Consider the following 11,676-nt stretch of genomic DNA (forward strand, 5'->3'; position numbering starts at 1 on the left):
CCCTGGGCATCCGATTACTTCAGGAGTACTCATTGATCGACATCTTGGTGGAGTACGGCGACGTCCTCGCCAGGGGTTTCCTGCGGACGATCGAGCTCTTCCTGCTGGCGGCCGCCGGTTCGCTGGTGCTGGGCACGATCCTGGCGACGCTGCGGGTCAGCCCCGTCCCCGCGCTGCGGGCGGCCGGCGCCGGCTACGTGACCCTGCTCCGCAACACGCCGCTGACGCTGATCTTCTTCTTCTTCGTCTTCGCCTACCCCAAGCTGGAGCTGATCCAGTTCCCGTTCTTCACCGCCGCGGTGATCGCGTTGACCATCTACACCTCCGCGTTCGTCTGCGAGGTGTTGCGGGCGGGGATCAACACGGTGCCGGTCGGACAGGCCGAGGCGGCGCGCTCCATCGGGCTAGGGTTCGCCCAGTCGCTGACCAACGTGATCCTTCCCCAAGCCTTCCGCGCCGTGGTCCCGCCGCTGGTCAGCGTGCTGATCGCGCTGCTGAAGAACACGACCATCGCGGCCGGGTTCAGCGTGGCCGAGGTCGGCTCGGTCATCCCCTACCTCAACGAGCAGGGTGAGCCGACGCTGAACGCGTTCATCTGGATCGCCGTCGGCTTCATGATCCTGGTCATCCCGCTGACCCTGGTCCAGCGGAGCTTCGAGAAGCGGTGGAGCGTGGCCCGATGAGCAGCGTCCTGTTCGATACCCCCGGACCGCGCGCCCGCGTGCGCAACCGGCTCATCAGCGTCGTCAGCACCGTCGTGGTGCTGGGCCTGCTCGGCTACGTGTTGCTCCGCTTCTTCGAGACGGGGCAGTTCGACGCGAGCAAGTGGGAATGGCTGCTCTACGAGCAGATCCAGCTGGAACTGCTCGGGGCGCTGTGGAACACCGTCCGCGCGTTCCTCATGGGCGCCGTGCTCGCGCTGGCGTTCGGCGCGGTGTTCGCGCTCGGCCGGCTCTCCGACCACGCCTGGATCCGGGTGCCGTGCACGGCGATCGTGGAGGTCTTCCGCGCGATCCCGCTGGTCATCCTGATCTTCTTCCTGTACTACGCGGCGCCGGGGCTGGGCGTGAACTTCGGCCAGTACTGGTCGGTCGTGCTCGGTCTGACGCTCTACAACGGCTCGGTGCTGGCCGAGGTGTTCCGGGCCGGCGTCGCCGCGCTGCCCAAGGGGCAGAGCGAGGCCGCGTACTCGATCGGGATGCGCAAGAACCAGGTCATGCGGACCGTGGTGCTGCCGCAGGCGATCCGGATGATGCTGCCCGCGATCATCAGCCAGCTCGTGGTGCTGCTCAAGGACAGCGCGCTCGGTTTCCTGATCACCTACCAGGAGTTGCTGTACTACGCGCGCTACCTCGGCGGCATCCCCACGCTGGACCGCCCGATCATCCCGGTCAGCCTGGTGGTGGCGGCGATCTACATCACGATGTGCCTGCTGCTCACGTGGTTCGCCACGTACCTGGACCGGCGCAACCGCCGGACCAAGAAGACCAGGCAGCTCGCTCCGGCCGCCAAGCCGCTGGCGGAGGCCACGGCAGGCGACTGAGCACCGCGCCGAGTGGAGGGCGCCTTCGACCGGGCCGGTCGGAGGCGCCCTTCGCTTCGTCAGGCGCGGAGCAGCTTCTCCAGGACGTTCGCGGGCGCGGCGGGATCGGTACCGCGCCAGGCGACCACGTCGTCGGGGCGGATCAGGACGCCCTCGCCCGCTCGCAGGAAGTCGGCGTCGAGGCGGTGGACCGGGATCCCTGCGGGCTGCCAGCGCTGCGGATCGTCGGCCACGGCCAGCGCCCACCCGGGACCAGCGATGTCCACTGTGGACTTGGTTCGGGCGGTGTCCAGCCAGCGGTGCGGGATCCGGGTGCCGACCCGCCCGGCCGGCGCGAACTCGGTGACCGGTTCCGCCTCGCCGCCCTCCGTCGGACCGCCGGAGATCGCCCCGGCCGAGTACTGGAACCCACCCGCCGCCAGCACGAACGGATGCGCCAGCGTCGGATCGGGGGCGGCCGTCAGGTCCGTCGAGCGCCTGCTCGACTGGTCCGCGGCGAACCAGCCCGCCGGACGGCGCTCCGCGTCGTAGCTGTCCAGCAGCGACGGCGCCGCAGCGCCGGAGAGCACCGCTGTGAGCTTCCAGCCGAGGTTGTGCGCGTCGGCAATGCCGGTGTTGGCGCCGACCGCGGCGTACGGGGGCATGACGTGCGCAGCGTCGCCGGCCAGGTGCACCCGCCCCGACGAGTAGCGGTCGGCGACGAGCATCTCGGGCCGCCAGGGCAGCACGCTCATGACTTCGAGGTCCGGCGCGGGCACGCCGAGCGCGGTGCGCAGCAGCGCCGGCCAGTCGCGGTCGACCTCGCCGCCCGGGGTCATGAACACCCAGTCCAGCCGGCCGTCCACCGAGACCAGCCCGCCGGGCGCGTCGGGGTGCTGGATCTGGCAGATGTTGAACTCCCGGCCGCGCACGACATCCGCGAGATCGGCGCGGAAGTAGACGTTCACGTTGTCCTCGCCGATGGCGCCGCGCCCGGAGCGGCCGATGCCCAGCGCCGAGCGCACCGGGCTGCGCGCCCCGTCGGCGGCGACCAGGTACGCCGCGTGCAGCCGGGAGCCCGCGAGCTCGGCGACGACTCCGTCGGCGTCCTGCTCGAATGACCCGAGAGCGGTCGAGAACCGGATGTCCGCGCCCGCATCCTGGGCCGCCCGGCGCAGCACCGGCTCAAGCACGTTCTGCGCCACCAGGCAGGGCAGCTCCGGGCTGACGTCCATCGACTCGCCCGCCCCGGACGGCCGCCACGGCGGCAACTGCTCGGCCTCCGCCAGGGTCCTCCCGATGGCCATGCAGTCGTGGTCGGCGAGCCCTCGCGCGGCCTCGTGGACGGTCTCGGCCAGCCCCAGTTCCCGGAAGATCTCCAGGCTGCGCACGTGGAAGCGGCGCGCCTTCGGCTGCGGCGACGTCGTCGCGCGCTTCTCGACGAGCGTCACGTCCACGCCGTGGTGGCGCAGCACCAACGCCGTCGTCAGCCCGACGAGTCCACCGCCGACGATCAACACCTGAGCTTGTGTACGTTGTACATTCACGATGTACGTTGTACACGCGGGTTAGTATCCGAGGCAAATGACTTCTGCGAAACCTCCGGGCGGCCTGGTCTGGTTCGACGAGCCGCCGCCCCCGCCGGCCACCACGCAGCTCAGCCGCGAGCGGATCGTCTCCGCGGCGATCGCGCTCGCCGACGAAAGCCCGACCGGCGAGATCACGATGCGGGCGATCGCGAGCCGCCTCGGCACGCGCAGCCCGATGGCGCTGTACCGCTACGTCGGCAGCAAGGACGGCCTGACGGACCTGATGGTCGACGAGGTCTACGGCGAGATCACCGTCCCGCCGCCCGGCGACTGGCGGGCCTGCCTGCGCGAAATGGGCCGCTCCGCATGGGCGGCGGTGCAGCGGCACCCCTGGTTCGCGCGGATGTCGTTCAGCCGGCCGCCGTTGGGACCGAACGCGCTGCGCCTCTACGACGCAGCCCTCGCCGCCGTCGACGAGCTGGACCTGGACGCCGCGACCCGCATCGGCTTCGTCAACACGGTGCTCGGACAAGCCCTGAAGTCCGGGCTCGCACTGCTGGAAGAACGCGCGATGCGGGAACGGACCGGGTTGGTGTCCGATGCCCAGCTCGCCGAGGCGGCGCACCCCTACCTGGAGCGGATCAGGGCGGAAGGCAAGTACCCGCACTACATCCGGTGGCTCGGCGAACCGGACTGCCTGGCCGACGTGGTGTCCTCCGAGCAGCACCTGGAGTGGCAGCTGGACGGCCTGCAGCGCCTCGCCGAAGCCCGGCGCACCGCCACCTGATCCGGCCAGCGGCTACGCGCGGAACCTCGTCGTCTCGCCGAGTTCCGCGCGGCCGACCGCGATGTGGTTCACCGGAGCGGATTCGCGTGCGTATCCGAAGGAGACGCCGAAAAGCACCTTGCCGTCCCGGATTTCCAGCGACTCGCGAATCGCGTCCCCGTAGAAGCCCAGCAAACCCTGCGGACAGCTGGCGATCCCGTACGCCGTCATCGCCAGGAGCAGCGTCTGCCCGTACATGCCGACGTCCGCGGCCATCCGAGCGTCCGCATTGGACGGCGCGAACACCAACGCGACGTGCGGCGCGCCGTAGAACCGCAAGCTCTCCGCGTTGTAGGCGTCGCGGGCTTCCCGGTCTTCGCGACCGATGCCGAGCGCCCCGTACATCGCTTCGCCGAAATCCTTGCGCCGCCGCTGGTGCACCTCGTCGTAGAGATCGTCCCGGAACGGGAAGTCCACGGAGAGGCGTTGCTGCGCGTGCGCCGCCAGCAGCGCTTCGCTCAGCCGGTCGCGCGCCGCCCCGCTGACGACTTCGACGCTCCAGGGCTGGGTGTTGGAGTTCGACGGAGCTGCGCTCGCCAGCGAGAAGACGGCGCGCATCGTCGCGTCCGGGACCGGATCCGGCCGGAAGGAGCGGACGGCCCGCCGGCCGCGGATCAGCTCCTCGGCGTGATCGGGCGAGTAGTTCCGCATCGTGGTGCCCGCCAAGGCTCTCCCCTTCGATCGATATAAACGGAAGCGTTTACATAACGCGCCGCGAGGCTACCACGCAGAACCCGCTTTAAGTAAACGGATGTGTACACTTTGCGGATGGGTGAGCAACAGACGGCCCAGCGCCGCCGAGGCCGGGGCGGGCGCGAGCGCATCATCGCCGCGGCCACCGCGCTCTTCGAGAGCCAGGGGATCATCGCGACGGGAATGGAACAGGTGGCGGCCGCCGCCCCGGTCTCCAAGCGCACCTTGTACGCGCACTTCCCCAGCAAGGACGAGCTGGTCGTGGGCTACCTCCGGCACCTCGTCGAGTCCGGGCGCACGATGGAATCCGTGCTGGAGCGCGAAGATCTCGCACCGCGAGAGCGGCTCCTCGCGCTGTTCGCGGTGCCGGACGAGGGCGATGGCCCGATCCGGGGGTGCCCCTTCATCGACGCGGCGGCCGAGTTCCCGGACCCGCAGAGCCCGGTCCACCGGTACGCGGCCGAGCAGAAGCGGCGGCTCGCCGACCGGCTGGCCGAGCTGGTGGGCGCGCTCGGGGTCGCCGAACCCGCGGTTCTGGTCGAACAGCTCGCGATCCTCGCCGACGGCGCCGCCAGCCGTTCGATGGTGCTCAACGATGCCGGCTGCGGTCGATATGCGAGGGCCGCCGCGGAATCCCTGCTTGACGCAGCCATCCCGACGGCGGCCCTGTAGCGGTGAGCCGTGTCCGGCCGGCAGTCACCGGCTGGGCACGACGAGCGTCACGGCTTGGACACCGCCCGGCTTTCTTCCTGCGCCTCCTCGTGATCCGCCGGAGCGGGCTTCGGCGCGCGGTGGAGGAACAGCGACGCGACGAACGCGAGCACGCCGATGCAGGCGGCGGCGATGAACGCCGTGCGCAGGCCGACCGCGTCAGGCGCGCCGGAGGGGTCGGTGGTCGACACGGAGGCGATGGTGATGAACACCGCGATGCCGAACGCGCCCGCGACCTGCTGGAGGGTGGCCAGGATCGCGCTGCCGTGCGAGTAGAGGTGATCGGGCAGCACGCTGAGGGACTCGGTCATCAGCGGAGTCATCATCAGCCCGAGCCCGGCCATGAGCACGATGTGGATGCCGACGACCGCGATCACCGGCGAACCCGGTCCGAGGACGGCGAACAGGCACAGCGACAACGCCATGGCCAGCGCGCCGGGGATCACCAGCGGCCGGGCGCCCACGCGGTCGAACAGCCGGCCCACCGGACGACCGAGCAGGCCGAGGACCAGCCCGCCGGGGAGCACGGCCAGCCCGCTGACGAAGGTGCTGGCGTGCAGGACCGCCTGCAGGTACATCGGCAGCAGGATCGCCCCGGCGCCCAGCAGGCAGATGAACAGCAGGATGCTCAGGACCAGGGCCACCAAGAACGCGCGGTTGGTGAACGGGCGCAGGTCGAGCAGGGCCCGGTCGTCGCGCTGCAGCCGGATCTGGCGCGCCACGAACACCGCGAGCGAGACGGCGCCGACCGCGATCGGGATCCACGGCGCCACCAGGTGCGGCTCACCGCTGGACTCCCCGATGGAGGACAGCCCGTAGAGGACGCCGCCGAAGCCGATGGCCGACAGCACGACCGAGGGCAGGTCCAGCGGCACCGACCGCGTTTCGGTGTCCAACCGCATCCAGACCGCGCCCATGACCAGCGCGAGCACCGCCAGCGGCAGCACGATCCAGAACATCCAGCGCCAGCCCAGCGAGGCCAGCACCGCGCCGCCGATCGTCGGCCCCACCGCGGGCGCGACGGCGATGACGATGCTGATCGTGCCCATCGTCGCGCCGCGCTTCTCCGGCGGCACGAGGCGCATCACCGAGGTCATCAGCAGCGGGATCATCACCGCTGTGCCGCACGCCTGCACGACGCGCCCGACCAGCAGGACCGCGAAGCCCGGGGCGAGCGCGCTGAGCAGCGTGCCCACGCTGAACAGCGTCAGCGCGGCCAGGAACACCTGGCGCGGCGTGAAGCGTTCGAGCAGGAAGCCCGTGGTCGGGATGACCACGGCCATCGTCAGCAGGAAGCCGCTGGTCAGCCACTGCACCGTCGTGGTGGTGACATTGAGATCGATGGTGAGCTCGCGCAGCGCGACGCTCAGGATCGTCTCGTTGAGGATCATCACGAACGCCGAGGCCACCAGCACGGCTATCAGCACTGGGGCGCGCGGTGGCGTCGTTTCGCGGCCGGCATCCGCGGTCGTAGCGCTCGCGGAGTCGATCATGGTTGGGGGCACCTCACTGGAGTCGGGTCGCGCTCGACCGCGGGCAGGGCTGCCTTCGGCCCTGCCCGGCAACGAGCACGAGGTGTGGACTACGAGTCTGCTCATCCGCCGACGAATCGGCACGTGGTTTTCCGGAGAGCAGGCGGCTCCGGGGCCTCGTCCCCGAACCCGGTCGCGTCGTGGTGGTCAGCGCACTTCGGGAATCCCTGTCACGAGCCCGGCCGGGCCTGGATCCCGGCCGCGCCGAGGGTCGCGTCGTAGGCGCGTTGCCAACTGCCGTCCGCGACCGCCTCGTCGAGCATCCGCTGCAGCTCCTCGACCAGCTTACGGTCGTCGGACTTGACCACGAGGTAGCGTTCGCTGCCGGTGATCACGTACGGCCCGACCTGGGCCAGCTGCGGGTTGTCGGCGGTCCCGCCGAACAGGACGTCGACGTTGCCCGCGGCCACGCCATCGAGCAGCAGGGTCGACGGCAGCCGCCGGAACTGCACCTGCGTCGGGTCCAGGCCGATGCGTTTCGCCAGGTCACGGGCCATTTCGACGTCGAATCCCCGGTATTCGCCCGCCCCGTCCCGGGTGGCGAACTGGGGTGCGTCCTCCCGCACGCCGACCAGGAGCAAGCGCCGCTGCTTGATCCGCGCGAGGGTCGGGGAGGTGTCGAGTTCGACCGAGTTGCCGGCCGACGGGGCCTGGCTCGTCGGCGACGCGGTCGGGGCGGGCGGCTTCGGCCCGGGCAGCGCGTTCGGCTCGACCGGCGCGTCCTGCCCGCAGCCCGACAGCACCGCGGCCGCGGCGACCACCGCGGCGAGCACGCGAATCCGCATGGGCCCGCTCCTCACTCCTCGACTCCCCCACCCATGATCCCGCACGCGGCGGGGTGCTCGTGGCCGGATTTCCGGGAAGCTGTATCGATCGTGAAATGCACACCACATCCGCGGCGTGATCGTCACCACGAGCACCGCGGTCATTCGGGAAGGCCCGGGAGGCGGGCGAGTTCGAGGCGGGAGGCGACGCCCAGCTTCGGGTAGGCGTTGGACAGGTGGTAGCCGACCGTTCGCGGGCTGAGGAACAGGCGGGCCGCGATGTCCCGGTTGGTCAGGCCCGTCGCGGCCAGGCGGGCGACCTGGCGTTCCTGCGGGGTGAGGCGGGCCGCGGGATCGGCCGACGCGCCGCGGCTTTCGCCGGAGGCGCGCAGTTCGTCGCGGGCGCGCTCCGCCCACGGCCGGGTGCCGAGGCGGTCGAAGGTGTCCAGTGCCGAGCGGAGGTGCGGCCGGGCGTCGGTGCGGCGGTGCTGGCGGCGCAGCCATTCGCCGTAGAGCAGTTCGGTGCGGGCTCGCTCGAACGGCAACTCGTCGCCCTCCCGGTGCAGGTGCACGGCTGCGGCGTACTGCCGTTCGGCGACGTCGCCCTCGCTGAGCAGGGCCCGGCAGCGCAGGGCGACCGCCTCGGCCCAGGGACGCCCGAGGTTGGCCGCCCAGTCCGAATACCAGTCGCAGGGGCCCTGCGCGCGTTCCGGTTGCCCGACCCGCGCTGCCGCTTCGATCAGTTCGGGCAGGCCGTTGCGGGCATCCATCCTGGTCAAGCCAGCGGCGATGTCATCCGCTCGATCCAGGATGGACTCCGGTCGGCCGGCCGCGAGGTCGGCGAGGGCCAGCGCGCGGGTCGCCCGGATCGCGGCCGTCGGCGCGCCGGCGCGCAACGCGGCGTCGAGCAGTTCCCGGCACCGGACGTCGTCCCCTTCCAGCGCCGCCAGGTGCGCGAGGACGATCGCCAGCGTGCTCGCGACCTCGGTCTGCCCCATCTCCTCGGCCAGCCGAAGTCCCTCGCCACTGCTGTTCCGCACCTCCTGGAAATCCCCTAGCTGCAGGTTGGCCATCGCCGAGAGCGCCAGCACGTTGGGCAGCAGCCCGATCGCGCCGTCCGTCCGGCAGCCGGCCTCCAACGCCGCGGCGAGCTCGCGCGCGGTGCGGAAGTCCCCGAGCAGCACGTGCGACCACACGATGACCGCGCGCTTGCGCAGGGAACCGGACATCACCCCGAGCTCGGTGCGCATCTCCCGCAGCGCGGCCATCCCGTCCACGGCTCCGCCGGCGGTGAGCCTGCCGAACCCGGTCGCCGTCCGGGCCAACGCGCCGACCAGCGCGGAGTTGCTCCGGCCGAGCGCGTCCGCGCTGCCCGCGGCGTCGACGACGGCAGCCAGATCACCGGATTCCCAGGCGTTCTTGGCGGCGCGGAACAGCAGGCGCCCGGCCAGCTCCGGGGCTCGTGCCGCGATGTCGGCCGCCGCGTCGACCAGCTCGCGGTACGGGCGGCGGCCCTGTTCGTGGGCGAGCACCGCGGCCACGTCGACCGCCTCGGCCAGATCGACGGGGTCGGTGAGGAACCTGCCGGTCTCCTCCACCAGGCCGGAAGCGAGCTGGAGCCGGCCCGCGTTGGCCGCTGCCCGCGCCGCCGCGAGCAGCCGGCGGCCTCGCCGACGCGGATCGGGCGTCAGCGCGGCGGACCGCCGGTGGAGCTCGGCAGCCACCGCGTAGCCACCGCATCCGCGCACGTCGGCCGCGATCCGTTGGAGCTCCGCCGCGATGTCCTCGTCCGGTTCGAGGGTGGCGGCGGCCAGGTGCCAGGCCCGGCGGCCCGGATCAGCCCGATCGGCGAAGGCGGCGGCGAGGGCGCGGTGCGCCGCGAGCCGCTGGACCAGCTCGGCGCTCTGGTAGGCGGTGGCCTGGAGCAACGGGTGGCCGAAGACGAACACCCCGCCGGAAAGCCTGATCAGCCCGGCGTTCTCGGCGGGCGCGAGATCCACTATGGACGAATCGAGCCGGCTCGCCGCGTCGAGCACCGCTTCGGCCTCACCGGCGTCCGCGGCGGCCGCGACCAGCAGCAGGGTCCGCGTGCGGGGCGGCAGCTCGGCGAGCCGGGCGGCGAAGCCGCGCTGGACCGGGTGGCGCGGCGGCGGCGCACCCGGGTCGTAGCCCAGGCCCGTGCGCCGGATTTCCAGCAGCGCCAACGGATTTCCCCGGGCTTCGCGCAGGATCGCGGCGCGGGCGAGGTCGGGCAGGTCGGCGGCGAGCAGGCCGGCTGCCGCCGTCTCGTCCAGCCTGCCGAGCCGCAGCTCGGGCACGCCCGGGGCCGGGAAGTCCGGGGCGTAGGAGTCGCGGGCCGCGAACAGCACGGCGACGCGTTCACCGTCCAATCGGCGGGCGGCGAACAGCAGCGCCTCCGCGGAAGCGGCATCGAGCCAGTGGGCGTCGTCGATCACGCACAACAGCGGGCGATGCGCCGCCAGCCGCCCCAGCAGGGTCAGCACCGCCATTCCCACCAGGAAGCGATCCGCATCGCGCGCTGGTTCCAGCCCGAAGGCGCTGCGCAGCGCGCCGGCTTGCTCGGCGGGAAGCTCATCCGTGCGCTGGCCCCGCAACAGCAGGTGCAGCCCGGCGTGCGGCAGCTCGGCTTCGCCGTCCACGCAAGCGATGCGCAGCACCTGCATGCCGCCGGTATCGGCATGGGCGAGCAGCGCGGTCTTGCCGATGCCCGCCTCGCCCCTGATCACCAGGGCGCCGCCGCGTCCGACCCGGGCGGCGACCAGCAGCTCGTCGATGCGAGCCAGCTCGTCCGCTCGTCCCACGATCATGTTCGCAGGCTAGCCCGGACCGTCAGCTGCCCGTGACGATTCGACGGGCGGTGACTCCGGCTCCGCGCGGCGTGCGCTGCAGCGCAGAAGCGGCGGCCGCGGCGTAGCGGTCATCGGGCCGCAACGCGTTTTCTCGCACGCACGCCTCGGTGAACTTGATGACGTGCTCGTCGCCGTGCTCGACCGCCCTGGCCGCGAGTTCGCCGAAACCGGGTGTCTCGACCTCGGCGGCCAGTGTCCTCGAAGCCTCCCTCTCGTTGCGCCCGACGGAGAACGTGGTCAGCAGGGCCGCCTGCATCTTCCACAGCTCGCCCACCGACGGCAGGTGCTGCTCCGCCGGGAGGTGCGGCAGGACGAGCCGGACCGCGGCCGGTGCGGTGACGGCGTGGACCAGCGCGGGCGCCGGGACGAAGTCGGGGTGGGCGAGGAAGACCCCCGCGAACTCGGCGGTCATCTCGCTCAGCAGCCGCTGCGGATCGGCCGACGCCGGGGCGCGCAACGCCGCGTCGTACCCGGGGATCTGGTCCATCCGGGCCCAGGCGCGTTGGAACTCCTCGACGTTGCGCGCCTCCGGCAGGCCCCGCCGCGGAAGGGTCGCGATCGCGTCGGACAACGCCGCCGTGCCGTCGAAGCCGACGCGTCCCGGCAGGTGCACGAAGCGGGCCGCCCAGTAGGCCATGCCCCGCGCGAGCTCGTCCAGCTGCAGGCTGCTCGGCTCGTCCACGGACGCCAGCCCGCGGACGGCGTGCGCGGTGCGGATCACGCCGTGGGTCATCCCGGCGAAGATCCCCGGGGTCAGCCTCGGCCACCACCGGGCGAGCACCGCGCGCCACGGTTCGTCGGCCAGCTCCCGCCGGAACAGCTGCTCCCAGTCCCCCACCTGCCCGAACGAACCCAGCGCCGATCGCCACGACGACTCGTCCGCCGCGTCGATCCGGTTCGAGCCCTCCGGCGGGTCGTAGTGCTCCTGCCCCGTGCGGTACCGCTCGATCCACGGGGCGACCTCGTCGAAGTAGCCGAGCACGGCGATCGCCTCGGCCCCCATCGGCGCGTGGTTCGCCAGCTCACCGCCGGTGCGCTCGAAACCGAGGTCGGCCACGCGCTCCAGCGCGCTGTTGAGGATGTCTGCGTATCGGTCCACGTCCACGAGCCTTCCGCTGCGCCGTCCCGTCGCGGTCCGGCATTCGATCCGACGACGCCAACGCTATGGATGCGCGTCGCACGACCGCCTCTGTCAACCGACCTGGTTTCGCCGACCCGCGCATCCCGGT

10 protein-coding genes are annotated in these 11,676 nt (G+C 71.9%); 4 read left to right on the forward strand and 6 right to left on the reverse strand.

All coding sequences use genetic code 11. From position 1 onward, the window contains the following. The first annotated feature begins 35 nt into the window (after positions 1-35). Positions 36-683 (forward strand): amino acid ABC transporter permease, encoded by a 648-nt coding sequence (locus AB0H93_RS09915; RefSeq protein WP_358570571.1) that lies wholly within the window; start codon positions 36-38, stop codon positions 681-683. Further along, a complete protein-coding gene (locus AB0H93_RS09920; protein WP_358570217.1) occupies positions 680-1,543 on the forward strand; it encodes an amino acid ABC transporter permease in 864 nt (287 codons plus the stop codon). Before AB0H93_RS09915 ends, AB0H93_RS09920 begins: the two co-directional genes overlap by 4 nt. Positions 1,544-1,602: 59 nt before the next feature. Here the strand turns inward: AB0H93_RS09920 and AB0H93_RS09925 are convergent, their stop codons facing one another. Then, positions 1,603-3,069 (reverse strand): FAD-dependent oxidoreductase, encoded by a 1,467-nt coding sequence (locus tag AB0H93_RS09925; RefSeq protein WP_358570220.1) that lies wholly within the window; start codon positions 3,067-3,069, stop codon positions 1,603-1,605. A gap of 37 nt (positions 3,070-3,106) precedes the next feature. Between AB0H93_RS09925 and AB0H93_RS09930 the strand changes: the two genes are divergently transcribed. Continuing rightward, positions 3,107-3,838, forward strand: coding sequence for a TetR/AcrR family transcriptional regulator (locus AB0H93_RS09930; RefSeq protein ID WP_358570223.1), 732 nt, complete (start codon positions 3,107-3,109; stop codon positions 3,836-3,838). Between the two features lie 12 nt (positions 3,839-3,850). Here the strand turns inward: AB0H93_RS09930 and AB0H93_RS09935 are convergent, their stop codons facing one another. Further along, the gene (locus AB0H93_RS09935; RefSeq protein WP_358570226.1) at positions 3,851-4,543 is read right to left on the reverse strand and encodes a nitroreductase; all 693 of its coding nucleotides are present in this window, start codon (positions 4,541-4,543) and stop codon (positions 3,851-3,853) included. A 102-nt stretch (positions 4,544-4,645) separates the two neighbouring features. On the opposite strand from AB0H93_RS09935, the gene AB0H93_RS09940 reads away from it, so the two are divergent. Beyond that, on the forward strand, positions 4,646-5,242 hold the full coding sequence (locus tag AB0H93_RS09940) for a TetR family transcriptional regulator (protein ID WP_358570229.1): 597 nt from the start codon (positions 4,646-4,648) through the stop codon (positions 5,240-5,242). 47 nt (positions 5,243-5,289) lie between these two features. On the opposite strand, the gene AB0H93_RS09945 is transcribed toward AB0H93_RS09940, so the two are convergent. From AB0H93_RS09945 to AB0H93_RS09960, 4 genes are all read right to left on the reverse strand, one after another. After that, entirely contained in the window at positions 5,290-6,774 is a 1,485-nt protein-coding gene (locus AB0H93_RS09945) for a DHA2 family efflux MFS transporter permease subunit (RefSeq protein WP_358570231.1), read from the reverse strand. Positions 6,775-6,983: 209 nt separating this feature from the next. Beyond that, positions 6,984-7,598, reverse strand: coding sequence for a transporter substrate-binding domain-containing protein (locus AB0H93_RS09950; protein WP_358570234.1), 615 nt, complete (start codon positions 7,596-7,598; stop codon positions 6,984-6,986). A 140-nt stretch (positions 7,599-7,738) separates the two neighbouring features. Then, a complete protein-coding gene (locus tag AB0H93_RS09955) occupies positions 7,739-10,405 on the reverse strand; it encodes an AAA family ATPase (protein ID WP_358570237.1) in 2,667 nt (888 codons plus the stop codon). Positions 10,406-10,427: 22 nt separating this feature from the next. Continuing rightward, positions 10,428-11,546 (reverse strand): hypothetical protein, encoded by a 1,119-nt coding sequence (locus AB0H93_RS09960; protein WP_358570239.1) that lies wholly within the window; start codon positions 11,544-11,546, stop codon positions 10,428-10,430. Positions 11,547-11,676: the final 130 nt, after the last annotated feature.

Source organism: Saccharopolyspora sp. NPDC050642 (genome assembly GCF_040654735.1).
GTDB lineage: Bacteria > Actinomycetota > Actinomycetes > Mycobacteriales > Pseudonocardiaceae > Saccharopolyspora > Saccharopolyspora elongata.

What these genes read in the sequence shown, in the direction of transcription:
- AB0H93_RS09920 (WP_358570217.1), top strand. Translation starts at nt 680, where the DNA reads ATGAGCAGCGTCCTGTTCGATACCCCCGGACCGCGCGCCCGCGTGCGC.
- AB0H93_RS09930 (WP_358570223.1), top strand. Translation starts at nt 3,107, where the DNA reads ATGACTTCTGCGAAACCTCCGGGCGGCCTGGTCTGGTTCGACGAGCCG.
- AB0H93_RS09940 (WP_358570229.1), top strand. Translation starts at nt 4,646, where the DNA reads ATGGGTGAGCAACAGACGGCCCAGCGCCGCCGAGGCCGGGGCGGGCGC.
- AB0H93_RS09945 (WP_358570231.1), bottom strand. Translation starts at nt 6,774, where the DNA reads ATGATCGACTCCGCGAGCGCTACGACCGCGGATGCCGGCCGCGAAACG.
- AB0H93_RS09950 (WP_358570234.1), bottom strand. Translation starts at nt 7,598, where the DNA reads ATGCGGATTCGCGTGCTCGCCGCGGTGGTCGCCGCGGCCGCGGTGCTG.
- AB0H93_RS09955 (WP_358570237.1), bottom strand. Translation starts at nt 10,405, where the DNA reads ATGATCGTGGGACGAGCGGACGAGCTGGCTCGCATCGACGAGCTGCTG.